Below are 24,675 nucleotides of genomic sequence, written 5' to 3'. Positions count from 1 at the left end.
GATTTTTTATTACTATGCTTATGAGTTGCTTGGTTTTAAAATTTGTTACAAATTATTTTTTTTGCTTCACTTTAATACTCCACTCAAAATTAAAAACAGAAACCTCTACTCCATCTGTGTTGGTTCCTATAGATTGCATCCAAACCGTTTGCCCTTCACCTGTCTCTATTGCTTTTGTAATAGCAGCATCTATTTTATTTCCATCTGTACAAGTAAATGTAATTCTACCAGTTGCCTTTTTTGTGAATGTAGCATTATTATTAGCTACAAGCATAGAAATATTCTTTCCGCTTTCTTTAATTTTCATCAGCATTAATGCGCCTGTAGTTAATTCTGCAGCCATACCTTGAACTGCCCAAAACATTGACTTAAAAGGGTTTTGATTTATCCATCTGTGCTTTACTGTTGCAGTACAAGAAGTATCTGTTATAGTCTTTACGCGAATTCCTGTAAAAAAAACAGATGGTAATTTTAGTAGGTTAAAAGTATTTATCTTTTTAGGTGTTAGCTTCATAATATATGTAAGTTTCTTCAAAACTATTGAAAAATTTTGACAAATCAATTTGTTAAAATTATGTTAATTTTTAGTACTATGCGTAACATAATACCTTTTTAAAGACATATATTTGTATAAGAAACTATTATATACTTTTAAATCATGGAGAGTAACCATCAAAAAAACATTGCAACTTTTATACATTTATCTACCTTTTCTAGATTTATAATTCCTTTTGGAAACTTTCTAGGACCAATAATACTTTGGGTTACCAACAAGGATAAATCGGCATTTATAGATGCACATGGTAAGCAAGCCATAAATTTTCAAATAAGTATTTTACTGTATAGCATAGTAATAGGATTATTAACGGTTCCGTTTTTCATTTTTAATATTTTTAAACAGATAGACTTTATAAGTATTAATGCATTTGAAAACATAAGTATAAACTTAGACAAGCCTTCTCCTTTATTATATCTAGGAGGAGCTTTTGCAGGATTTGCCATTATAGCATTTTTACTAGAGCTTGTTTTTATTATTAAAGCAAGTTTAACTGCAAGAGAAGGTGAAATGTTTAACTACCCATTAACCATCCCTTTTTTAAAATAATAACACGCGAACTAATCACTCGTTACCAATAATTTAATCATTCATCAAAACCATCAAAAATGAACAGTTATAATAAAATTAAAAGGAAACTATGAAGATAGAAAACACAAAAGCACAAATGCGAAAAGGTGTTTTAGAATACTGCATACTCTCTGTCTTAAAAGACGATGATGCGTATGTTGCAGAAATTCTAGGAACATTAAAAGACGCAAAACTACTAGTAGTAGAAGGTACTATTTACCCATTACTAACTAGATTAAAAAACGCAGGACTTCTTAATTATAGATGGGAAGAATCTACCTCAGGACCTCCAAGAAAATATTATGGTTTAACAGAAACTGGAAAACTTTTTCTCAATGAATTAACCGCTACTTGGAATGAATTACAAAACGCAGTTAATATAGTAACAAGTCAAAAATCAACAAAAAATGAATAAAACAGTCAACATAAATTTAGCAGGTATATTTTTTCATATAGATGAAGATGCATACTTAAAACTACAACGCTATTTGGAGGCTATTAAACGTTCGTTTACAGACTCTCAAGGTCGTTCTGAAATTATTTCGGATATAGAAGCAAGAATAGCTGAACTTTTTAACGAACGCGTTAAACATGATAAACAAGTAATTGGTATTAAAGAAGTAGATGATGTAATCACCATCATGGGACAACCTGAAGATTATATTGTAGATGATGAGATATTTGAAGATGAACCTAAGCAATATACTACCAATAAAACAGCATCAAGAAAACTTTTTAGAGATACAGACAACTCTTATGTTGGTGGTGTTTCTGCAGGATTAGCACATTATTTTGGTATTGATGCCATATGGATTAGACTTATTTGGATTCTATTAATCTTTGGTGCAGGAACAGGTGTATTACTATATATATTATTATGGATCTTACTTCCAGAAGCCGTTACTACAAGTGATAAGCTAATGATGAAAGGAGAACCTGTAAACATTAGTAATATTGAAAAAAAGATTAAAGATGGCATAACAACGGTTACAGATACAGTTACAGATGTAGCTAAAAATGTATCAGACTCAGTTAGTGATGCTGCTAAAAATGTAGATTTCAAAAAAAAAAGTAACTCCTTAAAATCTACATCTACATCGTTCTTTGACACTATAGGAAACGTTTTTATGTTTTTGTTAAAAATAGTAGCAAAATGCATAGGTGTTTTCTTAATCTTTATTGGTGCTTCCACATTAATTGGGTTAATAATAGCCATGTTTACCGTTGGTATTTCAGACGCTATAAACGTTCCTGGATTTGATCTTGTAGACACAGCAAATGCGGCAGGAACTCCTGTTTGGTTAGTATCATTATTAGCTTTATTTGCTGTAGGAATTCCGTTTTTCTTTATCTTTTATTTAGGGTTAAAGATTTTAATCAACAACCTAAAATCTATAGGTAATATTGCCAAATATTCACTACTTGGTTTATGGTTTGTATCTATAATAGGTCTTATCATTATTGGTATTACACAAGCAACAGAACACGCTTTTGATGCTACTGTAAATGAAAAAATGGAATATTCTATTACTACTAATGATACCTTAAGTATTAAAATGATAGACAATAATGCATACAACAAAAGCATGCATAAAAATGGTAACTCTTTTCAGATTGTATATGGAGATAATGATGAAAAACATATTTATTCTTCAGATATAGAATTGGTTATTAAGTCCACAGAAGACACTTTAGTAAGCTTACATGTTGAAAAAACAGCAGATGGTAGAAGTTTTCAGTCTGCTAAAGAACGTGCTGAAAACATAAATTACAACTACACTATAGTGAATAATACTGTAGAACTAGACAAATATTTAACAACCAATGCTATAAACAAATTTAGTGATCAAGAAGTTATTTTAATACTGTATGTGCCAGAAGGTATGGTAATACATTTAAATAAAAACACAAGATCTTTTTTAAACCACTACACATCAAGCAACAACCTTGTTACTTATAAAGATGCTGGACAGTTATTAAAAATAAAAAATGATGAAGCTGTTTGTTTAGATTGTACCGAAAAAGAAGCCGAAGAAGAGTATAAAGTTAAAATAAATGTAAATGATGAAAAAGGAAGCATTAACATTAATAACGATGGCTTAGAAATTAAAACGGAAGATTCTAATGTAAAAATCAACAAAAATGGTGTTCGTGCAAATACAGATGAAGTAAAAGTGCATATAGATGAAGATGGTATTCAAATAAACCAAGAAGAAGAATAACAACGCATCCTTAAAAATAAACAGTTCAGGTATTTAAGTTATTAATCACTAACAAAAAATATAATATTTGAATCATTAATCAATTAAAAAACAAACCGTTATGTTCTATTTAGTAAACACAATAATTACAATGTTGTTAGATGTACTTTTCTAACAAAAAATTAAAACCAACCAAATTATGCAGACTAGATATCTGCTAAAAAAAACCATTCTAAACTTAAAATCAGGTTTAGGATGGTTTTTGTATATATTTGTAGATAATAATTAACCAGAAAACAAATGTTGAAAAATTGGGTTTTAACACTATGTATTGCTATTACAGCTAGTACAAGTTTTGCACAAGAAAAAGTAAAGGGAAATAAAATTGTTACTACTGTACAAACAATGATAGACGATTTTAACACCATAACTTTTGGCGAAAAATTTGAGATAGAACTTATTCAAAGTGATGCCGCTTCTGTAGAAATTGAAACAGATGAAAATTTACACGAAATCATTCAGTTTTCGGTTAAAGACAGTGTTTTAAGCTTTAGCACCTTAGCAAAAATTCAATCTAGTAAAAGATTAAACATTGTTGTTAATATTACAAAATCACTTCGCTATATAGAAATTAATGAGGATGCAGAACTTAGTGCTGCAAACACATTAAAAAACGATTCTTTAGAATTAAAAATTAACGATTACGCCAAAGCCTTTTTAAACATTAAAAACAAAAACTTTACCCTTACAAACAATAACAAATCTAATTTTGGTTTTAGTTCTAAATCTAAATTAAATATTGAAAGCGATAAAGTTAATATAGAACTTAATGAAAATAGTAAAACCGAAGCTTTAATAGAAACAGACAGTTTAAAACTATATATGTACCAAAGTGCATTTACTAAAATTGAAGGAGAAATAGAACATTTAGATTTAACAGCAATAAATTCATCAAACTTTTCTGCTAAAAACCTAACAGTAAACACTTGTAATTTAACAACAGAAGATTCTAGTGATGCTACTATACATGTACTACGCGATTTAACTTTAAACACCTCTGGTAGTAGTGAGGTTTATTTATATGGTAACCCAAAAATTACCATTAATGCTTTTAAAAACACTGCTACTCTACATAAAAAAGAATTATAACAACAATTCCTTTTTACAATAAAAAAGTGCCTAGTATTATATATAACACTAGGCACTTTTTATATTTATTTATACTACAGTTTAGTTGTAGTTAGAAGTACTTACTTCAAACTCAGCATCTTTTGCTGCCAAGTAACGTTCTGCGTCTAAAGCAGCCATACAACCTGTTCCTGCTGCAGTAATTGCTTGTCTATACACATGGTCTGCTGCATCTCCAGATACAAAAACACCTTCTACATTGGTTTTAGATGTTCCTGGTTTAGCATGAATAATATAACCCGTTTCATCTAAGTCTAAATAACCTTTAAAAATATCTGTATTTGGCTTGTGTCCTATAGCTACAAAAAATCCTGTTGCAGGAATTTCATGTTTTTCATTGGTTTTATTGTTTACTACTCTAACACCAGTTACTACTTGTCCGTCACCTAAAACTTCATCCGTTTCTGTGTTAAATAGTATTTCAATATTTTCAGTATTTGCAACACGAGTAGCCATAATTTTAGACGCTCTAAACTCATCACGTCTTACTAGCATCGTTACTTTTTTACAAAGCTTAGATAAGTAATGTGCTTCTTCACAAGCGCTATCTCCTGCTCCAACAATTACTACTTCTTGGTTTCTGTAGAAAAATCCATCACAAACAGCACAAGCAGAAACACCTCCACCAAGTTTTAAATATTTTTGTTCAGAATCTAAACCTAAATATTTAGCAGAAGCTCCTGTAGATATTATTACCGTATCACAATGAATTTCTTTAGTTTCATTTACCCATACTTTATGTACATCACCAGAGAAATCTACTTTAGTTACCCAACCATCACGAACATCTGTTTCAAAACGTTCTGCTTGTTTTTGTAGTTGCATCATCATTTCTGGCCCTGTAATTCCTTCAGGATAACCAGGAAAATTCTCTACTTCATTGGTAGTAGTTAATTGTCCTCCAGGTTGTGTTCCTTGATAAAGAACAGGTTTCATATTAGCTCTGGCTGCATAAATTGCTGCAGTATAACCTGCAGGTCCAGAACCTATAATTAAGCATTTTACTTTTTCTATTGTATCAGACATAATTTTAGTATCTTATTATCTATACAAAAGTAGGATTTTTGATAGAAACCTAACACTTAAGTTATCAACAGTTATAATATCAATATTAGATTTTCTTATAACAAACCTTCTGTAATAAAAATCTTATCTAGTAACTTAGTAGTAATTTTTAAAACTTATAATCATGTCAAACACCATAAAATCCATTAACCCTTACAATCAAGAACTAATTGAAACCTATACCTTAGAAACCGAAACGCAGGTATTTTCAAAATTAAAAATGGCAGATAAGGCTTTTAACGATTGGAAAAATGAAGACATAGAACACAGAACCCAATTACTAATTAATGTTGGAAATATTTTAGAAGAACGCCTAGAACCATTAAGCAAGTTAATTACACTTGAAATGGGAAAACCCATTCAAGAAAGTAGAGCAGAAATTAATAAATGTATCTTTCTGTGTGATTTTTACACCACTAATGCCGAAGAATTTTTAGCCGATCAAATCATTAAAACAGATGCACAAGAAAGCTTTATAAGTTATGATCCTTTGGGTGTTATATTGGCTATTATGCCTTGGAACTTTCCGTTTTGGCAAGTTTTACGTTTTGCCATTCCTACGCTAGCTGCAGGAAATACGGTTGTAGTTAAACACGCTTCTAACGTTACAGGATGCGCCTTAGCATTACAAACTATTTTTGAAGATGCTGGTTTTAATCCTGGATGCTTTCAAACCTTAGTAACCAATCACAAGGTTATAGAAAAGGTTTTAGAAGATCCTATTGTTAAAGCAGTTTCATTAACAGGAAGTGAAAAAGCAGGAAGAAGCATTGCTAAAGTTGCTGGACAGCACCTTAAAAAAGCTGTTTTAGAATTAGGTGGTAATAATGCATGTATTGTTTTAGATGATGCCAATTTAAATAAATATATAGATACTATAGTAAAAGCAAGAATGCTAAACACAGGGCAAAGTTGTATTGCCGCAAAACGTTTTATTGTTACTGAAAATATCTATGATGCATTTGTTGATAAATTTACCGCTAAAGTTAAAACACTAAAATATAGCAACCCGCTAAACGAAGAAACAGAAATAGCAACTCTTGCTAGAGAAGATCTTGCCACAGATATACAAAAGCAAGTAGATGACGCTATACAAAAAGGAGCCAAAGTTGTTTTAGGTAACCAAAGAGACAAAGCTTACTTTGCTCCAACAATACTAACAGAGGTTACTAAAGATATGGCTGTATTTACCGAAGAGACCTTTGGACCAGTAGCTCCTATTTTTAAAGTAAAAAATATAGAAGAAGCATTAGAGCTTGCTACAAATTCTAAATTTGGTTTAGGTACTATGCTATTTACCGAAGATACAGAAACAGCAACAGAACATATTTCTAAAATACCTGATGGTGCCTTTTTTATAAACGAAATGGTAAAATCGGATCCAAGATTACCTTTTGGTGGCACAAAAGCTTCTGGTTATGGTAGAGAATTATCTGTAGAAGGAATACACGAGTTTGTAAATGTTAAAACAGTGTATATCAACAAATAAAAAAGTAGGTGTATAAAAAAAGCTCAACTAAAAAGTTGAGCTTTAAAAGTCGGGGTGGCAGGATTCGAACCTGCGGCCTCCACGTCCCAAACGTGGCGCGATAACCGGGCTACGCTACACCCCGAAAATGTATTATCATTTAAGGACTGCAAATATATAATTTTTATTTAAAAACAAGCCGCAAATAAAAATAAATTGTAAATAATTTTTAATTAGTACTTATGAAGCATCTTTTTTTTCTTTTAACCACACTAATCTCTATTAGTTTTTACTCTTGCGCACAAGACAAAAACCCTGTAAATACAGAGCATACTTATGAAATTATTGTTCCTGATTTAAAAATTCCTTGGGGATTTGTATTTCTTCCAGATGGCTCCATTTTAATTAATGAAAAATCTGGAAAAATGATTCTTTTTAAAGAAGGCGCTAAAACAACGGTTTCTAATTTACCAGAAATTAAAGTATTAGGTCAAGGAGGTTTAATGGATATTGCACTACATCCAGATTACAAAAACAACGGTTGGCTGTATATTTCTTATGCTTCTTCTAATGATGAAAACCAAGGAGCACATACTTCTATCCTGCGAGCAAAACTAAAAGAAAACAAACTTGTACATCAAGAAGTACTCTATAAAGCCTTACCAAATACTACTGCTGGGCAACATTTTGGTTCCAGAATAGCATTTGACAATGCTGGCTACTTATATTTTTCTATTGGTGAACGTGGAGAACGCGATATAAACCCTCAAGATATTACTCGCGATGGCGGAAAAATTTATCGCTTACATGATGATGGCACCATTCCTATAGATAATCCTTTTGTGAATACGCCAAATGCTAAAAAGGCAATTTATTCTTATGGTCATAGAAATCCGCAAGGCATGATAAAACATCCTATTACAGGTAAAATATGGATTCATGAGCATGGTCCTCGTGGTGGAGATGAAATTAATATTATTGAATCTGGTAAAAATTACGGATGGCCAAAAATAACCTATGGCATTAACTATCATGGTACAAAAATCACTAATAAAACAAAATTACCAGGTATGGAACAGCCCATTCATTATTGGAGTCCTTCAATAGCACCAAGCGGAATGGAGTTTATAACAAGCAACATCTATCCTAATTGGAAAGACAATTTATTGGTTGGTTCTTTAAAATTTCAGTATTTAGATAGATGTGTTCTTGAAAACAATAAAGTAGTGTTTGAAGAAAGATTATTAAATGATTTAGGCAGAGTTCGTAGTGTTTGTCAAGGTCCAGATGGTTATATTTACGTTGGAATAGAAAATGTTGGAATAGTTAAAATAATTCCGAAGAAATAATCTTAAATTTGCCTATCAAATCAAAAAAAACATAAATGCTTATTATAGGAATTGCAGGTGGAACTGGTTGCGGTAAAACAACCGTTGTAGACCAAATACTTAACGAATTACCAGAAGGAGAAGTTGGTGTAATATCACAAGATCATTATTATAAAGATACCTCTCACCTAACCCTTGACGAAAGAACCAATATAAATTTTGACCATCCTAGAAGTATTGATTTCGATTTAATAGCTAAACATTTAAAAGAATTAAAAGACGGAATACCTGTAGACCAACCTGTATATTCTTTTGTAAAGCATAACAGAACTGGTGACACTATACGCACCATGCCTAGAAAAGTAATGATTGTTGAAGGTATTTTAATACTTACCAATCGTGAATTAAGAGACATGTTTGATATTAAAATATTTGTTCATGCAGATAGTGATGAACGTTTAATACGTAGATTAAAACGTGATATTGCAGAACGTGGTAGAGATTTAGACGAAGTATTAACGCGTTACCAAACCACACTAAAACCAATGCATCAACAATTTATTGAACCAATGAAAGAGTATGCAGACATTATTATACCTAACAACAAGTACAATACTGTTGCTGTAGATATAGTTAAAACCATTATAAACGAAAGAATTAGTTAATGCTAAAGTATTTTAAAAACATATTCCTTATTATATTTACAATATTCGCCATTTGGATGCTGTTTTTTGATGCAAATTCATTACTCATTCACAACGAATTAAATAATGATATTAACGATCTAGAAGACGAAAAAGATTTCTACCTTAAAGAAATTGAAAAAGATAATAAAGAACTAGAAAAATTAAGTACAGACGAAGGTCTTGAAAAATTTGCACGTGAAGCGTATTACATGAAACGTGATAAGGAAGAAATTTATATTATTGAATACGAAGACAGTTTAAAAAACAATACAGATGACTAAAAAATTATTTAATGATTTTGAAAGAGTATCATCAAAACAGTGGAAACAAAAAATACAAGCAGACCTTAAAGGAGCAGATTATAATGATACCTTAATCTGGAAAACCAATGAAGGCATTGATGTAAAACCGTTTTATCATGCAGATGGATTTAAGGAACCTTTTACTAGTATTTCTAATTCGCAAAAATGGTCTATCTGCCAATCTATTTTTGTTCAAGATGTAGCATTAAGCAATAAAAAAGCAACAGATGCTATAGAACGTGGTGCAGAAAGTATTCAATTTACACTTCCTAACAACACTATTATACTAAGTGATTTACTAAAAAATATAGATCTAGATAAAACTACCTTATATTTTAATTTGCAGTTTTTAGATGCCGATTTTGTAAAAACACTTTCGTTACTTCCTACTAAAGCAGGAATACACATTAACACAGATATTATTGGTAATCTTGCCAAAACAGGAAATTGGTTTACAAACTTAAAAGAAGACCACCAACAGTTTGATGCTATTGTAAAAAACACCAAAAGTTTTAGTGTAAATATAGACCTATACCAAAATGCAGGAGCAACTATTACACAACAGTTGGCTTATGCTTTAGCTCACACAAATGAGTATTTAAATCATCTAGAAAGTACAGAAAAACAAACACTACAAGTTACTTTTTACGCAACAGTAAATACCAATTACTTTTTTGAAATTGCTAAACTTCGCGCTTTACGCTTACTGTTTCATAGCCTAGTTAAAGAATACAATACAGAAGCCAATTGTAATATTTTTGTTACACCAACAAAACGCAACAAAACTATTTATGATTATAATACAAACCTGCTACGTACCACTACAGAATGCATGAGTGCTATTCTTGGTGAAGCAGATACTATTTGCAATTTAGCTTATGATGCCATTTACCATAAAGACAATGAGTTTGGCGAACGTATTGCAAGAAATCAATTGTTAATTTTAAAGCACGAAAGCTATTTTGATGTGGTAGAAAACGCTTCAGAAGGCTCTTATTACATAGAAACGTTAACCAATCAACTAGCAGAAAAAGCCTTAGAATTATTTAAAGACATAGAATCTAATGGAGGATTCTTAAACCAATTAAAAGAAGGCACTATCCAACGAAAAATAAAAGAAAGTGCAGCTAAAGAACAAGAGCAATTTGATGCAGGAGAAATTGTTTTATTAGGGACCAATAAACATCCTAATGAAAACGATAAAATGAAAGACGATTTAGAACTCTTTCCTTTTGTAAAAACAAATATTAGAAAAACTTTAATACAACCAATTATTGAAAAAAGATTGGCTGAAAACTTAGAACAAGAAAGATTAAAAACCGAAAATTTAACAAATTAAACCATGAAAAAAATTAGTATTAAACTTTTAGTAGTAATCTTAACTTTCAACTTTTTAAGCTGCAAAAAAGAACAACCTTCATTTACAGATTATCAATTTGCCGAAAAAACACCAGTAATTACTTGTCCTGATACAGATAACAAATTACTAAATGAGGCTTTATACTCTTTTGAAAAAGATATTGTAGCGCATTTTGATAAGAAACAACTTAACGAAAATCGTGCTTATAATTTTTTTGCAAAACAAGCTATGACCAGAAAAACAGACGTTACAAAATATGCCTCTAAACATTCTGTAGATTTAGCAACTGCCTTAAAAGATGCTGGATTTATAGCAGAAAAAGGTGTAAATTATAGCAATCCTTTAATTCCTTGTATTGCAGAAAACATGAATAAAGACGATATTAAAACTACGTTTAAAGCTTTAGTTTCTACTAATAGCCTTAAAAAAGAGCTATTTAAGCCTGCTTTACAAACAAAAATTCACAGAATACAAGCAGACAACTATTTATCCATGTATGTTGCTTTAGAATATTTCTATGCAGAAATATTAAAAACAGATTTTACTAATGTAGATTTTAACAGAACAGAAACTGCTAAAACGCAAACAAAAATCAATGTAGATAATAATAAAAAAGTAGATTTTAATAAGCGTCCAAGAAAACAATAAACTCGATTCATGCGCAAGAACATTCAACATATTACGTTAAAAAAGGAAGCTAAAAGCCAAAAGCCAGAAGCTAATACCCTTTTTAAAACAGCCGAAGATATTATTGTAAAATCTAATTACAGTAAAGAAGATATACAAGATGTAGAACACCTTAATTTTGTTGCTGGTCTTGCACCAAATCTTCGCGGACCATATTCTACAATGTATGTAAGAAGACCATGGACTATTAGGCAATATGCAGGATTTTCTACCGCAGAAGAAAGTAACGCTTTTTACAGACGTAATTTAAAAGCAGGACAAAAAGGACTCTCTGTAGCTTTTGATTTAGCAACACATAGAGGCTATGACTCAGACCATGAACGCGTTGTTGGTGACGTTGGTAAAGCAGGAGTAGCTATTGACTCTGTTGAAGATATGAAAGTACTCTTTAACCAGATTCCTTTAGATAAAATGAGTGTTTCTATGACTATGAATGGTGCTGTTTTACCCATCATGGCATTTTATATTGTTGCTGCTGAAGAACAAGGAGTACAACCAGAACAACTTGCAGGTACCATTCAAAATGATATCTTAAAAGAGTTTATGGTGCGTAACACCTATATCTTTCCTCCTACACCATCCATGAAAATTATTTCAGATATTTTTGAATACACAAGTAAGAACATGCCTAAGTTTAATAGCATTAGTATTTCTGGATACCACATGCAAGAAGCAGGAGCCACTTGTGATATTGAATTAGCATATACTTTGGCAGATGGTTTAGAATACATACGTAAAGGCTTAGCTGCAGGAATGGATATTGACACCTTTGCTCCTAGACTTTCATTCTTTTGGGCTATTGGTATGAACCACTTTATGGAAATTGCCAAAATGCGAGCTGCAAGAATGCTTTGGGCTAAATTAGTAAAACAATTCAATCCTAAAAACGAAAAATCTTTAGCCTTACGTACACATTGCCAAACTTCTGGATGGAGCTTAACAGAACAAGATCCTTTTAACAACGTAGCTAGAACAACCATAGAAGCTGCTGCTGCTGCTTTTGGTGGTACGCAATCTCTACATACCAATGCTTTAGATGAAGCCATTGCATTACCAACAGATTTTTCTGCTCGTATTGCAAGAAATACCCAAATATTTTTACAAGAAGAAACCAACATAACAAAAACAGTAGACCCCTGGGCAGGAAGTTATTATGTTGAAAAACTAACTCAAGATATTGCACAAAAAGCATGGTCTTTAATTGAAGAAGTAGAAGAACTTGGTGGTATGACAAAAGCTATTGAAGCTGGAATACCAAAAATACGTATTGAAGAAGCTGCTGCACGTAAACAAGCACGTATAGACTCTGGTCAAGATATTATTGTTGGTGTAAATCAATACAGACTGGAAGAAGAAGATGCCATTGCAACTTTAGAGGTAGACAACCAAACCGTACGTTTACAACAAATAGAAGGTTTAAATAAAATTAAAGCCGAAAGAAATACAGAAAAAGTAAACCAAGCTTTAGCTAATTTAACTAAAGCAGCTAAAACAGGTGAAAATAATTTACTAGCTTTAGCAGTAATTGCAGCTCGAGAAAGAGCTACTTTAGGTGAAATTAGCGATGCTTTAGAAGCCGAATTTGGCAGATATAAAGCACAAATAAAATCCTTTTCTGGCGTGTATAGTAAAGAAATTAAAGACGATAAATCTTTTGCAAAAGCAAAAGAACTTGCAGATAAGTTTGCAGAACAAGATGGTAGACGTCCACGAATTATGATTGCAAAAATGGGACAAGATGGTCATGATCGTGGTGCAAAAGTAGTTGCTACAGGTTATGCAGATGTTGGTTTTGATGTAGATATAGGACCACTTTTTCAAACACCACAAGAAGCTGCAAAACAAGCAGTAGAAAATGATGTACACATTCTTGGTGTATCTTCGTTAGCAGCAGGACATAAAACACTTGTTCCGCAAGTTATTGAAGAACTTAAAAAATATGGTCGTGAAGACATCATGGTTATTGTTGGTGGTGTAATTCCTAAACAAGACTATCAATATTTATTTGATGCTGGTGCAGTAGCTGTATTTGGTCCTGGTACTAAAATTAGTGACGCTGCTATTCAAATATTAGAGATATTGATTGATTAATACTACAAACTCTAAACAAAATTTCATTTACTTCCTATAACAATTCGTATAGCACAGGTTTAAATACTTCCTTACGATTATCTGTAGTAAAAAAACGATGCTATTGGTATGTAAATAATTTTGATGCTAATACAAATAAGACACACCTAGTTTATGGTAAAATAAAAAATCATAAACAAGTGTTTTTTTTTTTTTAAATAACGCAACAATTAAAACCATTAAAACCAGTGGTTTCACAAACATTTTGTCCTTTTTTTCTTACTATTTATTTTGTGTATTTAAAATAAAAAAAATACATTTGGCTTCTTAAAAAAAACAATCAAACCCCTTATTATGAAACAATTATTATTCGCTTTTCTTTTATTTTTTGCAACACAATCTTTTAGTCAAAATTTAAAAATCACCTATACAAATGGTACTACTACTAGTATAGAAGGTAAATTAAAAGCAGATAAGTATGGGTTTTATAATGAAATCATTACAAAAGACAACAATAACATTAACGTAAACACTTTAACTACTATTATTAGTAAAAAGAAAAAATATGTAGTTAAAAGATTTGGTCTTAAGTATTTTGCTTTTGAAAGCATTATAGAAAATGATAACATGTCTTTATATAAAAGTAAAAACAAATACTTTATAGAAAGCTTAGATTATGAGCTATCAGAAATACCTTTTAAAGAAAAAAACGGTTATACTTTTAGTGTTTTTGATGCTGGAATTTTAGGAGTGTATGTAAATAAATGTCAAGCTACACAAAATTACATTCATGATAACTTTTACACCATGAGAGTTTCTAATCTAAAAAAAGTAATAAAAAGCTACAACGCATGTAACCTTGAAACTACATCTACGGTTTCTGAAAAAGCCATAATAGAAGCCAACAAACCAGGTGAGATCGTTGATTTAGGTATTACTATAGGAAATTCATTTTTAAGCATGGATTATAATGGAGCTTATGTAAACCATAAAGAAAATTATAGTTTGTTCCAGCTTGGTGCAATAATAACTTTTAAACCAAATATTTTAAAAAGAAAACTAAACTATAGCTTTACATTAAACTACATGTTTAGTAAAGAAAATGATTTTTTTGCAGATAATAAAAACACAAGTGTTAAACATGGATATATAGAAACTCTTCTTGGTGTAAATTATTTGTTTTTAGATCCAGAAAGTAAAACAAACCCTTACATTGGTGTAGCTGGAGGTTTATTAATCAACAATGGTAGTTTTATAAATATTAAACCAGAAACCTCAGGAGCTTCAGGTGTAAATTATAAAGGATATACAGAACTTATGTTCAATATTAATGCTGGTGTTTTAGTTAATATCTTAGATGAAAAATTTAATGTTAACCTTTCTTATATTCCTAAAACAAAATTAGGATTAGAATCTTATCGTAATTTAGAAGAAGATTATCCCAACTACAATTTATCAGGAATTAACTTAAGAGTATCCTATTATTTTTAAGAAATAATTACAAGTATTTACTTTTAACCAACTGTTAACAACTTCCATTTTATAAACCCATAAATAATCGTATTTTTACGGTGAATCAATTTTGGTTTTTAGGATAAAATTAAAAGCAAAAATTTTGTTTTAAAAAGAGGGCTTTTTGCGTTTTATAATAAAATTAGAAACAAATAAAAGACTAAAAATTAAAGCAAAACCAAGCATTACAGCCTATGCCAAAAAATTAAAACGGTTTCACAAACAAATAACCAAATTAAATTAATGGGTAAAATAATAGCAATTGCTAATCAAAAAGGTGGTGTAGGTAAAACAACAACCTCTATAAATTTAGCAGCTTCACTAGGTGTACTTGAAAAAAAAGTACTCCTTATAGATGCAGATCCACAAGCCAATGCGACTTCTGGTCTTGGTATTGATGTAGAAACGGTAGAAATTGGTACATACCAACTTTTAGAACATACAAACACTGCTAAAGAAGCCATTGTTAAAACAGAAACTCCTAATCTTGATATTATTCCTGCACATATTGATCTTGTTGCAATTGAAATTGAGCTTGTAGATAAAGAGTCTAGAGAGTATATGCTTAAAAACGCAATACAGGAAATAAAAGACGATTACGATTATATATTAATTGACTGTGCTCCTTCTCTTGGTTTATTAACTTTAAATGCACTTACCACTGCAGATGCTGTTATTATTCCTATTCAATGCGAATATTTTGCATTAGAAGGTTTAGGTAAATTATTAAACACTATAAAAAGTGTACAAAAAATTCATAACCCAGAACTAGATATTGAAGGCTTACTACTTACCATGTATGATTCGCGTTTAAGATTATCTAATCAAGTGGTAGAAGAAGTGCAAAAGCATTTTAACGATATGGTTTTTAAAACCATTATACAACGTAACGTGCGTTTAAGTGAAGCTCCTAGTTATGGAGAGAGCATCATTAATTATGATGCTGCTAGTAAAGGAGCGAGTAATTATTTAAGTTTAGCAAAAGAAATTATTACAAAAAACTCTTAGTTTATGGCGAAGGCAACCAAGAAACAAGCTTTAGGTAGAGGGCTTTCTGCTCTTTTAAAAGATCCTACCAACGATATACAAAATGCAGAAGATAAAAATGCAGATAAAGTAATTGGTAATATTGTAGAATTAGAATTGGAATTCATTGAAATGAATCCCTTTCAACCACGTACTAATTTTAATGAAGAATCACTTCGTGAACTTGCTTCTTCTATTAAAGAGTTAGGTGTAATACAACCAATAACAGTTAGAAAACTAGGCTTTGAAAAATACCAACTGGTTTCTGGTGAACGTCGTTTTCGCGCTTCTAAACTAATAGGATTAGAAACAGTTCCTGCATACATACGTATTGCTAACGACCAAGAAAGCCTTGAAATGGCCTTGGTAGAAAACATTCAACGTCAAGATTTAGACCCAATAGAAATTGCATTGTCTTACCAACGTCTTATTGATGAAATTCAATTAACGCAAGAACAAATGAGTGAGCGTGTTGGTAAAAAAAGATCTACTATTGCTAATTATTTACGTTTATTAAAACTAGATCCTATCATTCAAACAGGAATGCGTGACGGATTTATATCTATGGGTCATGGTCGTGCAATTATTAATATTGAAGACCAATCTATTCAATTAGATATTTACGAAAAAATATTACAAAATAAACTATCTGTTAGAGATACAGAAACTCTTGTAAGAAACTATAATTCTACCCAAGAAGTAAACGTTCCTAAAAAAACAAAAGCAGAAATGCCAAAGTTTGTTAAAAAAGGAATTCAAGATTTCTCTGAATACTTTGGTAATAAAATAGACGTTAAAGTTTCTAGTAATGGTAAAGGAAAAATTACAATTCCTTTTCATTCTGAAGAAGATTTTAATAGAATTAAAAAGTTAGTACAACGTGAAAAATAAACTTTTCATATCTATAGTATTAAGCATTTGTTTTAGTTTTCTTACTGTAGCTCAAGAAAAAGAGCTCAATAAAGAACAACAACAAGCTGCAGATGAAGGGATCATTATTGATGGTGAAATAAACCAAAGTAAAACCATAGACCCTTTAACTCCTGCTCGCGCTGCCTTTTACTCTGCCATTTTACCTGGTTTAGGGCATATACACCTTAAGCAATACTGGAAAGTTCCTGTTATTTATGCAGGATTAGGTGCTGGAATGTATTTTTATCTAGACAACCAAAATACCTACAATCGCTATCGTGATGCCTACAAACGCAGATTAGCAGGTTATACAGATGATGAGTTTTATGGCTCAATTTCAGATGATGGTTTACAAGAAGCACAAAGTACACTACAAAGAAATAAAGAATTATCGCTTTTAGTTACTGCTGGAATTTATATACTTAATATTGTTTGGGCGAATGTAGATGCCCATTTATTACAATTTAATGTAGATGAAAACCTAACTTTTATGCCACATTATAAAATTAACGAATTTGACAATACAGGAGATTTAGGTCTCACTCTTAATTTTAAATTTTAACTAATGAAGATTGCACTTCTTGGCTACGGAAAAATGGGAAAAACCATTGAGCAAATAGCTTTACAACGCGGCCACACTATTGTTATAAAAGCAAAAAACAATAATTATACTATTACCGAAGCAGATATTGCTATAGATTTTAGTACTCCTTCTGCTGCTTATAATAATATTTCTAATTGTATAGAAAATAACGTTCCTGTTATTTCTGGAACCACTGGTTGGTTAGAAGATTATGATAAAACGGTAGCTTTATGCCAAGAAAAAAAAGGAGCATTTATCTATGCTTCTAATTTTAGTTTAGGGGTTAATGTTTTTTTTGAACTAAATAGCTACTTAGCCAAAATGATGAATACTTTAAAAGACTATAAAGTGTCTATGGAAGAAATTCATCATACCCAAAAACTAGATGCTCCTAGCGGAACAGCAATTACATTAGCTAATGATATTATTAAAGAACATACTAGCTATAATTCTTGGAGTCTAGAGCAGGAAAAAGAAAAAGCATTGCCTATTACTGCCAAAAGAACAGAAGATGTTCCTGGTACACACAGCATTACCTACAAAAGTGATGTAGACACTATAGATATAACACATACAGCACACAACAGACAAGGTTTTGCGCTTGGAGCTGTAATAGCAGCAGAATGGCTTTATGGCAAAACAGGCGTTTTTACCATGAAAGACGTGTTAAATATTAGTTAACCAATTATTTAATTGTAACATTTAAACGCTAGTAACAACTAACTAAAAAACAATAAATTGCTATAGGCAATTAGCACCTTACAGATTATGACGTTTACGCAACTATTTATATTATTCTTTATAATTCAAATTATTCACGGATTAGGAACTTGGAAACTATATATAAAAGCTGGAAGGCAAGCCTGGGAAGCTTTTATACCTGTTTACAACGCAGTTGTTTTAATGAAAATTATTAACAGACCTTGGTACTATACCATACTGCTGTTTTTACCTATTGTTAATCTTATCATGTTTCCTGTAATTTGGGTAGAAACTTCTAGAAGCTTTGGTAAAAACCAATATTTAGACACTTTTTTAGCCATTGCTTCTTTAGGATTTTACAATTATTATCTTAATTATTTTACAGATGTAACCTATGTAACAGACAGAAGTTTACATCCTAAATCTGCTTCAGGAGACTGGGTAAGTTCTATATTATTTGCTATTGTTGCTGCAACCGTTGTACACACGTATTTTATGCAACCTTATACCATTCCTACTTCATCTTTAGAAAAATCCCTTTTAGTTGGTGACTTTCTATTTGTTAGTAAGTTTCACTATGGAGCAAGAGTACCAATGACTACTGTTGCTGCTCCTATGGTTCATGATACAATTCCTTTTATAAATAAGAAATCGTATTTATATGATGATAAGGTAGAAAACAAAAACACTTCGTTTATTAACAAATTATCTTTACCATATCTTAGACTTCCAGGTTTACAAAAGGTAAAACGCAATGATATTGTAGTATTTAACTGGCCTATAGATACCTCTTACAGCATGACTGTTCCTAAACCAGACAGAAACTACTACAAGCCAATTGATAAGAAAACAAACTACGTAAAACGTTGTGTTGGTTTACCAGGAGATTCCTTATCTGTTCGTGATGGTTATGTTTATATTAACGGAAAACAAAACGAATTACCTGATAGAGCTAAACTGCAGTTCTCTTATTTAGTAAAAACCAAAAACAATCAAGATTTTAACCTACAATATCTACATGATAGATATGATATGAACCCAAATAGAGTTGGTAAAGTAGATCATGATGTGTATAAATTTATGGGAATTTATAAAGGGGATTTAGAAAAATTTAAAAACAATCCTAAAATAGCGCAAATTATACCTGTAAAAGCCCAAGAAGGAGAGCGTGACCCAAGTGTTTTTCCGCATGACTCTAACTACAACTGGAATAACGATTATTTTGGTGATTTATACATTCCAGAAAAAGGAGCTACTGTAGATATTAATTTAGAAGTATTACCTATTTACAAACGTATTATTACAGAATACGAAAACAACACCTTACAAGTAAAAGGAAACCAAATATTTATTAATGGTGCTCTTGCTACAAACTATACGTTTAAACAAGATTATTATTGGTTAATGGGAGACAACAGACATGACTCTCAAGACTCTAGAACATGGGGATTTGTTCCTTTTGATCACGTAGTTGGTAAACCTGTTTTTATATGGTTTAGTTGGGATGCTAATGGTCAAGGCCTAAAAAATAAAATACGTTTTGATCGTTTATTTACTACTGTAGGTGGTAGCGGAGAACGTGTTTCTTATCTAATTCCTTTTTTAATTGTACTACTTGGTTGGTATGGTTATGGTAAATTTAAAAAGAGAAAAGAAGCAAATAGCTAATTGCGAATTTATTTGTTTGTCATTCCTGAAAGAGCTGGAATTTTCCAACAATTAACTTTTAATAACTAGAATAGATTCCTGCTTTTTACAGGTTTACATAACAACTAATGAACATTCTTATTCATCCTACATACTTCCCAAACATAGCACACTTTGCTGCCATGCTTCAAGGTAAAGAAGTAGTATTTGAAATGCATGATAATTACCAAAAGCAAACCTATAGAAATAGAACATTTATTTATGGTGCCAATGGTAAATTACAATTAAGCGTACCTGTAGTTTATTCGCAAAAAGAAAGACAAAAGTATCAGGATATTAAAATTCATAATACCGAAAAATGGCAATCTCTACATTGGAAATCTTTAGAATCTGCCTACAGAACTTCGCCTTATTTTGAATTTTATGAATACGAACTTCAACCCTTATTTTCACAAAAAACAGAATACCTTTTAGATTTTAATTTAAAATGTTTTGAAACTATTCTAGAGTGCTTACAGCTAGACTTAAACATCTCTGAAACCAAAGAGTTTCAAAAAGAAACTACAGATATAACAGACTTTAGATATTTGGTAAATTCCAGAAAGGAGCCCAACTTTAACTTAGATACATACACACAAGTATTTGGTGAAAAACATGGCTTTATAGGCAACCTAAGTATTTTAGATTTACTTTTTAATGAAGGTACAAATGCTTTAAGCTATTTAGAAAATCAGTTTAAACATTTATAATGCTACAAAATATTCTTCATTATGGCATTCACTTTGGATTACCTTTACTAGTAGCACTACTCTTTTTTAAAAATAATTGGAAAATAGCCTATGTAATCATGGCTTCTGCTATTTTAATAGATATAGACCATCTTCTTGCTACACCAATGTTTGATGCTTCAAGATGCAGTATTAACTTTCATCCTTTACATACCTATTATGCCATGGTGGTTTATGTGTTATTATTACTTCCTAAAAAAACAAGATTAATAGGTCTTGGTTTATGCATACACATGCTTGCAGATTATACAGATTGTGCTTTTATGTAAAAAAAAACACAAAATACACGCAACCAATCCGCATATTTCACATCTAAAAAATAAATAACCAACACATTAAACATGAAACTCCACAAGCTAATTGTATTTATTTTTAGTTGTTTTACTTTGGTAAATTGTTGTAATGATGAAGATAATAGCACACAAGAAACTACACAAAACCATGCTATTCATGGCTCTTGGAATCTTACAAATGTAAGTGGTGGTTTTGTAGGAATAGATATAGATTATACGCTTGGTGAAGTTATTTATACTTTTAATGACACCAACCAACAATTACATATTGAAAATAATATACTAACAACAGGACCAGAAGATATTTATGCTGGTTTAGATAGCGGAACCTACACCTATAAAATTGAAAATAATGGAGAAACAGAAATGCTTTACATTAACCAAACATTAAAAGGTACTATACTAATCTTTGAGAATACCTTATCTATAGATGAAGACATAAGTGCTGATGGCTTTTTATACACGTTTAATAGATAAAAAAACGAGAAACCATGAAAATCAAAGCTTTAATCCTTGTACTATCTATCTTGACCTTTAATTGCAATTCAGATAATACCACTACAAATAGCGAAGAAGAAGTTGCGTCAACATTAATTTCTAAAGACAATCTTTATGGTAATGGAGATGAAGGAATTGCAGAACAAAACATGGTAATACAAAACCAAACCGATTGGAATAATTTACTAACACAAATAGATGCTGTAAACACCACATCACACACTTTTACCGAAACAGATATTGATTTTTCAGAATACACTATAATAGCTGTATTTGATCAAATAAGAGGTAATGGAGGTCATAGCATAGATTTAAATATAACTTCTAATCAAGAAGTTATTACAGTTACTGTAACGCATATAAATCCTGCAGGAAATGCAGCCACTGTAATTACGCAACCGTATCATATTGTTAAAATAGAAAAAAGTAATCTACCTATATATTTTGAATAATATAAGGGTTAATTTTCTAAAAAGGAAAGTGTAGCCATTACAGGAAAATGATCTGAATAATGCACATCAAAGGTTTTAAAAGCTTCTACAACAAAACTTTTATCTACTAGAATAAAGTCTATTCGTGTAGGGAAAAATTTAAAATCAAAGGTTCTACCAAAACCATTACCTGCTACTTTAAAAGCATCTTGTAAGCCTTCTTTTATTTCTTTATAAACATAAGAAAATGCAGTATTATTAAAATCGCCAGTAACTACCACTTTATACTTACATTCTTTTTTATGCTTTAAAAACAACTCGGTTTGTTTTTGCTGCATGATAAAAGACTTACCAATACGTTTTACCAATCGTTCTGATTCTTCTTGTGAAATAGTTTCTACTTTGGTATCTAATTTTAAAGATTGTAAATGCACGTTATAAATACGAATAGTATCTTTTTGCTTTACAATATCTACAAAAATGGCATTGTTTGAAGTGTTTGGAAAAGCAACCGATCCTGAATTTATTATTGGATATTGAGAAAAAATTGCTTGTCCGAATTTAATTTTATTCCCTGTTAGCTTTTCAAATTTGTATTTAAAAAAAGATAAATCTATATTTTTATTTGGATGATATTCTTGAAAACTCACAACATCTGGTGCTTTTTCTTTAATAAAATCAATGAGTTTTATATTGGTATTAGCTTCTTCAATCCAATTATATAAATTAAAAAGTCTAACATTATAATTCATAACAGTTAGACTATTCGCTTTGCTTACCTCTTTTTTACTTGAAAACTTATATAAAGAACCAAAAGACAAATAACCAATGGTTAAAACAACAAAAGATAAAAAAAACTGCTTTTTAATTTTTAATAGCCAATACAGAAAAAACAATACGTTTATTATAATTAAAAACGGAACGCCTAAACTTAAAACCGATAAAATAGAGAAGTTTTTTGGAGCAACAAATGGCAATATATAAGAAAGCAATAAAATAGTAGCTGCAATAGAATTGAAGAAGAATACTATTTTATTTAAAAAACTTAATTTTTTCATGCTTTGTGCTAGATGACTAATTACAGAAGACTACATACAATGTCTACTATGTACTATAACCACGCTTTACTTACTTTTATTAATATTTTATTCAACCTACTACCTACTCCTACTTCCCTGCTCTAAACAACAATTCTTTTTCTTCTTTGGTTAAACTTTCATAACCGCTTTTACTTATTTTATCAAGAATAATATCAATTTGTTTTTGATTGTTAAACTCTTTAAATTCTTCTTTAGTATAACCAGCAACTTTACTTTTTCTTTTATGTACTGTTTTTAAGTTAGATGGTTTCTTTTTAAAAAGTGTGGTTAAGCTATCCATAAAACGCTCAAAACCTTTACCAATATCTGTTCCTTTAGTTAATTGTGTTGCGTAAAAATAACCAAGAAGAGCGCCTCCTAAATGCGCAAGGTTTCCACCTGCATTTCCGCCAAAAAGACCTATAAAATCAATAATTACAATAGCAATACCAATATGTTTTAGTTTAATATTAAAGGTAAAAAAACGCAAATCCATATTAGGCATATAAGCACACATAAAAATTAGTAGCGCTCTAACAGCTGCAGAAGCACCAACTAGTCTATGGCCAGAACTAAAAATATTTGGCAGCAATGCATAGCATAATAAAAAAACCAATGCACCAGAAATAGCACCTAGAAAATATACATTTAATGCCAACTTGGTATTAAATAAATTAATAAACATTCTACCTATAAAGTATAGCCAAAGCATATTAAAAAGCATATGTATAAAATCATAATGCACAAACGCATAGCTAATAATACTCCAAGGTTGCATAATAAATGCAAAAAAATCACTAGGCAATTCTAACCAAGATAAACTAGAACTTGTTTTTAGAACAAACCTTAATATTTGTGCTATTATAAAAACAAGCACATTAACAGCAATAAGCTTTTCAAACACATTAAGCTGTGTTAGTTTTTGTTTAATATCTTGATTTAGATTTGTCATTAATCCCAACGGTTTTGATTAAACTGATTTCTTTTCCAATACCACATGATTATAAACCCTGTAATTGCACCACCTACGTGTGCCATATACGCTGTATTACTTGGACTAAAGAAAGATTGACCAGATAACGCAGAAATAACATCTAATAATATAATTCCTGGTATAAAATACTTCGCCTTTATAGGAATTGGTAAAAAGATCATCATCAATTTAGCTTCTGGATTCATCATACCAAATGCAGCTAAAATACCCATAATGCAACCGGAAGCTCCAACCATAGATGCATTATATATAGGAAAAGCTTCTTTAAGGTTTATTAATTGTGCTTCTGTAATACCTGAAATCGTTTGATTAGAGGTAAACATATGTACCAATTGCTCATTAGTTAAACCAGAACTTATAAGCTCATCATATAAAGGTATATAATTAAAATAATAATAACCAAGCTGAAATAATACAGCACCTAAACCTGCAGAAATATAGATAAACAAAAACTTTTTACTCCCTAAAACCTGTTCTACAGAGGTACCAAACATCCATAAGGCAAACATATTAAAAAGTATATGTGTAACACTTCCATGCATAAACATATGCGTAATAATTTGCCAAGGTTGAAATGCTTCGTTTTTAGGAAAATACAAAGCAAACCATTCATAAAAAGATTGTCCGCCTCCAATAGTTAAAGTACCAATAAACATAATCACGTTTATAATGATTAAATGTTTTACTGTGTCTGTTATTCTATTCATTGAGAAACTTATTTTTTCATTC

26 protein-coding genes and 1 tRNA gene are annotated in these 24,675 nt (G+C 30.7%); 21 read left to right on the top strand and 6 right to left on the bottom strand.

Annotation, left to right across the window (positions count from 1 at the left end; all coding sequences use genetic code 11):
* Positions 1 to 52 precede the first annotated feature (52 nt).
* Entirely contained in the window at positions 53 to 514 is a 462-nt protein-coding gene (locus ACFSSB_RS02665; protein WP_379900674.1) for a DUF4442 domain-containing protein, read from the bottom strand.
* A 144-nt stretch (positions 515 to 658) separates the two neighbouring features.
* Here ACFSSB_RS02665 and ACFSSB_RS02660 point away from each other — a divergent pair, with 144 nt between their 5' ends.
* The 4 genes from ACFSSB_RS02660 to ACFSSB_RS02645 all read left to right on the top strand — a co-directional run bounded on the left by ACFSSB_RS02660 (position 659) and on the right by ACFSSB_RS02645 (position 4,476).
* On the top strand, positions 659 to 1,105 hold the full coding sequence (locus tag ACFSSB_RS02660) for a DUF4870 domain-containing protein (protein WP_379900672.1): 447 nt from the start codon (positions 659 to 661) through the stop codon (positions 1,103 to 1,105).
* 91 nt (positions 1,106 to 1,196) lie between these two features.
* Positions 1,197 to 1,541, top strand: a complete 345-nt coding sequence (locus ACFSSB_RS02655; RefSeq protein WP_379900670.1) for a PadR family transcriptional regulator — start codon at positions 1,197 to 1,199, stop codon at positions 1,539 to 1,541.
* The gene (locus ACFSSB_RS02650) at positions 1,534 to 3,348 is read left to right on the top strand and encodes a PspC domain-containing protein (protein ID WP_379900668.1); all 1,815 of its coding nucleotides are present in this window, start codon (positions 1,534 to 1,536) and stop codon (positions 3,346 to 3,348) included. The genes ACFSSB_RS02655 and ACFSSB_RS02650 overlap by 8 nt, the downstream gene beginning before the upstream one ends.
* Positions 3,349 to 3,627: 279 nt before the next feature.
* A complete protein-coding gene (locus ACFSSB_RS02645) occupies positions 3,628 to 4,476 on the top strand; it encodes a GIN domain-containing protein (protein ID WP_379900666.1) in 849 nt (282 codons plus the stop codon).
* A gap of 81 nt (positions 4,477 to 4,557) precedes the next feature.
* Here ACFSSB_RS02645 and trxB read toward each other — a convergent pair whose 3' ends face one another.
* Positions 4,558 to 5,541, bottom strand: coding sequence for a thioredoxin-disulfide reductase (trxB, locus tag ACFSSB_RS02640; RefSeq protein ID WP_379900664.1), 984 nt, complete (start codon positions 5,539 to 5,541; stop codon positions 4,558 to 4,560).
* Between the two features lie 163 nt (positions 5,542 to 5,704).
* On the opposite strand from trxB, the gene ACFSSB_RS02635 reads away from it, so the two are divergent.
* Positions 5,705 to 7,069 carry an NAD-dependent succinate-semialdehyde dehydrogenase gene (locus tag ACFSSB_RS02635; RefSeq protein ID WP_379900662.1) on the top strand — a complete coding sequence of 455 codons (1,365 nt, stop codon included), beginning with the start codon at positions 5,705 to 5,707 and terminating at the stop codon, positions 7,067 to 7,069.
* A 49-nt stretch (positions 7,070 to 7,118) separates the two neighbouring features.
* Here ACFSSB_RS02635 and ACFSSB_RS02630 read toward each other — a convergent pair.
* Positions 7,119 to 7,193: transfer RNA gene (locus ACFSSB_RS02630), tRNA-Pro, on the bottom strand.
* 97 nt (positions 7,194 to 7,290) lie between these two features.
* Here ACFSSB_RS02630 and ACFSSB_RS02625 point away from each other — a divergent pair.
* From ACFSSB_RS02625 to ACFSSB_RS02550, 16 genes are all read left to right on the top strand, one after another.
* On the top strand, positions 7,291 to 8,397 hold the full coding sequence (locus ACFSSB_RS02625) for a PQQ-dependent sugar dehydrogenase (RefSeq protein WP_379900660.1): 1,107 nt from the start codon (positions 7,291 to 7,293) through the stop codon (positions 8,395 to 8,397).
* Between the two features lie 35 nt (positions 8,398 to 8,432).
* Complete coding sequence (udk, locus tag ACFSSB_RS02620) at positions 8,433 to 9,041, top strand: uridine kinase (RefSeq protein ID WP_379900658.1); 609 nt, start codon at positions 8,433 to 8,435, stop codon at positions 9,039 to 9,041.
* Positions 9,041 to 9,343 (top strand): FtsB family cell division protein, encoded by a 303-nt coding sequence (locus ACFSSB_RS02615; RefSeq protein WP_379900656.1) that lies wholly within the window; start codon positions 9,041 to 9,043, stop codon positions 9,341 to 9,343. The genes udk and ACFSSB_RS02615 overlap by 1 nt, the downstream gene beginning before the upstream one ends.
* Positions 9,336 to 10,703: a methylmalonyl-CoA mutase subunit beta gene (locus ACFSSB_RS02610; RefSeq protein ID WP_379900654.1), complete on the top strand. Its 1,368-nt coding sequence runs from the start codon at positions 9,336 to 9,338 to the stop codon at positions 10,701 to 10,703. Before ACFSSB_RS02615 ends, ACFSSB_RS02610 begins: the two co-directional genes overlap by 8 nt.
* Before the next feature lie 3 nt (positions 10,704 to 10,706).
* Positions 10,707 to 11,372 carry a hypothetical protein gene (locus ACFSSB_RS02605; RefSeq protein WP_379900652.1) on the top strand — a complete coding sequence of 222 codons (666 nt, stop codon included), beginning with the start codon at positions 10,707 to 10,709 and terminating at the stop codon, positions 11,370 to 11,372.
* A gap of 9 nt (positions 11,373 to 11,381) precedes the next feature.
* Positions 11,382 to 13,502, top strand: coding sequence for a methylmalonyl-CoA mutase (gene scpA, locus ACFSSB_RS02600; protein ID WP_379900650.1), 2,121 nt, complete (start codon positions 11,382 to 11,384; stop codon positions 13,500 to 13,502).
* Between the two features lie 333 nt (positions 13,503 to 13,835).
* Positions 13,836 to 14,972: a hypothetical protein gene (locus ACFSSB_RS02595; protein ID WP_379900648.1), complete on the top strand. Its 1,137-nt coding sequence runs from the start codon at positions 13,836 to 13,838 to the stop codon at positions 14,970 to 14,972.
* 264 nt (positions 14,973 to 15,236) lie between these two features.
* Positions 15,237 to 16,001 carry a ParA family protein gene (locus ACFSSB_RS02590; RefSeq protein ID WP_379900646.1) on the top strand — a complete coding sequence of 255 codons (765 nt, stop codon included), beginning with the start codon at positions 15,237 to 15,239 and terminating at the stop codon, positions 15,999 to 16,001.
* A 3-nt stretch (positions 16,002 to 16,004) separates the two neighbouring features.
* Positions 16,005 to 16,910 carry a ParB/RepB/Spo0J family partition protein gene (locus ACFSSB_RS02585; protein WP_379900644.1) on the top strand — a complete coding sequence of 302 codons (906 nt, stop codon included), beginning with the start codon at positions 16,005 to 16,007 and terminating at the stop codon, positions 16,908 to 16,910.
* Entirely contained in the window at positions 16,900 to 17,493 is a 594-nt protein-coding gene (locus tag ACFSSB_RS02580; RefSeq protein WP_379900642.1) for a DUF5683 domain-containing protein, read from the top strand. The genes ACFSSB_RS02585 and ACFSSB_RS02580 overlap by 11 nt, the downstream gene beginning before the upstream one ends.
* 3 nt (positions 17,494 to 17,496) lie before the next feature.
* A complete protein-coding gene (dapB, locus tag ACFSSB_RS02575) occupies positions 17,497 to 18,195 on the top strand; it encodes a 4-hydroxy-tetrahydrodipicolinate reductase (RefSeq protein WP_379900640.1) in 699 nt (232 codons plus the stop codon).
* Between the two features lie 87 nt (positions 18,196 to 18,282).
* Complete coding sequence (lepB, locus tag ACFSSB_RS02570; protein ID WP_379900638.1) at positions 18,283 to 19,884, top strand: signal peptidase I; 1,602 nt, start codon at positions 18,283 to 18,285, stop codon at positions 19,882 to 19,884.
* 107 nt (positions 19,885 to 19,991) lie between these two features.
* On the top strand, positions 19,992 to 20,612 hold the full coding sequence (locus ACFSSB_RS02565; RefSeq protein ID WP_379900636.1) for a WbqC family protein: 621 nt from the start codon (positions 19,992 to 19,994) through the stop codon (positions 20,610 to 20,612).
* A complete protein-coding gene (locus tag ACFSSB_RS02560; protein ID WP_379900633.1) occupies positions 20,612 to 20,920 on the top strand; it encodes a DUF6122 family protein in 309 nt (102 codons plus the stop codon). The genes ACFSSB_RS02565 and ACFSSB_RS02560 overlap by 1 nt, the downstream gene beginning before the upstream one ends.
* A 72-nt stretch (positions 20,921 to 20,992) precedes the next feature.
* Positions 20,993 to 21,421: a hypothetical protein gene (locus tag ACFSSB_RS02555; protein WP_379900631.1), complete on the top strand. Its 429-nt coding sequence runs from the start codon at positions 20,993 to 20,995 to the stop codon at positions 21,419 to 21,421.
* Positions 21,422 to 21,435: 14 nt separating this feature from the next.
* A complete protein-coding gene (locus ACFSSB_RS02550) occupies positions 21,436 to 21,894 on the top strand; it encodes a protease complex subunit PrcB family protein (RefSeq protein WP_379900629.1) in 459 nt (152 codons plus the stop codon).
* 8 nt (positions 21,895 to 21,902) lie between these two features.
* Here the strand turns inward: ACFSSB_RS02550 and ACFSSB_RS02545 are convergent, their stop codons facing one another.
* From ACFSSB_RS02545 to ACFSSB_RS02535, 3 genes are all read right to left on the bottom strand, one after another.
* On the bottom strand, positions 21,903 to 22,931 hold the full coding sequence (locus ACFSSB_RS02545; protein WP_379900627.1) for an endonuclease/exonuclease/phosphatase family protein: 1,029 nt from the start codon (positions 22,929 to 22,931) through the stop codon (positions 21,903 to 21,905).
* 109 nt (positions 22,932 to 23,040) lie between these two features.
* Entirely contained in the window at positions 23,041 to 23,904 is an 864-nt protein-coding gene (locus tag ACFSSB_RS02540; protein WP_379900625.1) for a rhomboid family intramembrane serine protease, read from the bottom strand.
* Complete coding sequence (locus ACFSSB_RS02535; protein WP_379900623.1) at positions 23,904 to 24,653, bottom strand: rhomboid family intramembrane serine protease; 750 nt, start codon at positions 24,651 to 24,653, stop codon at positions 23,904 to 23,906. Before ACFSSB_RS02535 ends, ACFSSB_RS02540 begins: the two co-directional genes overlap by 1 nt.
* Between the last annotated feature and the right edge of the window lie 22 nt (positions 24,654 to 24,675).

This window comes from Lacinutrix gracilariae (assembly GCF_042684485.1).
Taxonomy (GTDB): Bacteria; Bacteroidota; Bacteroidia; order Flavobacteriales; family Flavobacteriaceae; genus Oceanihabitans; species Oceanihabitans gracilariae.
The sequence above is the reverse complement of the archived record's forward strand: the minus strand, read 5'-3'. Positions and strand labels throughout refer to the sequence as shown.

Coding starts and splice junctions, on each gene's coding strand:
- scpA (WP_379900650.1), top strand. CDS start 11,382: ATGCGCAAGAACATTCAACATATTACGTTAAAAAAGGAAGCTAAAAGC.
- ACFSSB_RS02555 (WP_379900631.1), top strand. CDS start 20,993: ATGAAACTCCACAAGCTAATTGTATTTATTTTTAGTTGTTTTACTTTG.
- ACFSSB_RS02635 (WP_379900662.1), top strand. CDS start 5,705: ATGTCAAACACCATAAAATCCATTAACCCTTACAATCAAGAACTAATT.
- ACFSSB_RS02625 (WP_379900660.1), top strand. CDS start 7,291: ATGAAGCATCTTTTTTTTCTTTTAACCACACTAATCTCTATTAGTTTT.
- ACFSSB_RS02540 (WP_379900625.1), bottom strand. CDS start 23,904: ATGACAAATCTAAATCAAGATATTAAACAAAAACTAACACAGCTTAAT.
- udk (WP_379900658.1), top strand. CDS start 8,433: ATGCTTATTATAGGAATTGCAGGTGGAACTGGTTGCGGTAAAACAACC.
- ACFSSB_RS02660 (WP_379900672.1), top strand. CDS start 659: ATGGAGAGTAACCATCAAAAAAACATTGCAACTTTTATACATTTATCT.
- ACFSSB_RS02590 (WP_379900646.1), top strand. CDS start 15,237: ATGGGTAAAATAATAGCAATTGCTAATCAAAAAGGTGGTGTAGGTAAA.
- ACFSSB_RS02650 (WP_379900668.1), top strand. CDS start 1,534: ATGAATAAAACAGTCAACATAAATTTAGCAGGTATATTTTTTCATATA.
- lepB (WP_379900638.1), top strand. CDS start 18,283: ATGACGTTTACGCAACTATTTATATTATTCTTTATAATTCAAATTATT.
- ACFSSB_RS02655 (WP_379900670.1), top strand. CDS start 1,197: ATGAAGATAGAAAACACAAAAGCACAAATGCGAAAAGGTGTTTTAGAA.
- trxB (WP_379900664.1), bottom strand. CDS start 5,541: ATGTCTGATACAATAGAAAAAGTAAAATGCTTAATTATAGGTTCTGGA.
- ACFSSB_RS02615 (WP_379900656.1), top strand. CDS start 9,041: ATGCTAAAGTATTTTAAAAACATATTCCTTATTATATTTACAATATTC.
- ACFSSB_RS02535 (WP_379900623.1), bottom strand. CDS start 24,653: ATGAATAGAATAACAGACACAGTAAAACATTTAATCATTATAAACGTG.
- ACFSSB_RS02545 (WP_379900627.1), bottom strand. CDS start 22,931: ATGAAAAAATTAAGTTTTTTAAATAAAATAGTATTCTTCTTCAATTCT.
- ACFSSB_RS02610 (WP_379900654.1), top strand. CDS start 9,336: ATGACTAAAAAATTATTTAATGATTTTGAAAGAGTATCATCAAAACAG.
- ACFSSB_RS02565 (WP_379900636.1), top strand. CDS start 19,992: ATGAACATTCTTATTCATCCTACATACTTCCCAAACATAGCACACTTT.
- ACFSSB_RS02665 (WP_379900674.1), bottom strand. CDS start 514: ATGAAGCTAACACCTAAAAAGATAAATACTTTTAACCTACTAAAATTA.
- ACFSSB_RS02645 (WP_379900666.1), top strand. CDS start 3,628: ATGTTGAAAAATTGGGTTTTAACACTATGTATTGCTATTACAGCTAGT.
- ACFSSB_RS02560 (WP_379900633.1), top strand. CDS start 20,612: ATGCTACAAAATATTCTTCATTATGGCATTCACTTTGGATTACCTTTA.
- ACFSSB_RS02550 (WP_379900629.1), top strand. CDS start 21,436: ATGAAAATCAAAGCTTTAATCCTTGTACTATCTATCTTGACCTTTAAT.
- dapB (WP_379900640.1), top strand. CDS start 17,497: ATGAAGATTGCACTTCTTGGCTACGGAAAAATGGGAAAAACCATTGAG.
- ACFSSB_RS02595 (WP_379900648.1), top strand. CDS start 13,836: ATGAAACAATTATTATTCGCTTTTCTTTTATTTTTTGCAACACAATCT.
- ACFSSB_RS02605 (WP_379900652.1), top strand. CDS start 10,707: ATGAAAAAAATTAGTATTAAACTTTTAGTAGTAATCTTAACTTTCAAC.
- ACFSSB_RS02585 (WP_379900644.1), top strand. CDS start 16,005: ATGGCGAAGGCAACCAAGAAACAAGCTTTAGGTAGAGGGCTTTCTGCT.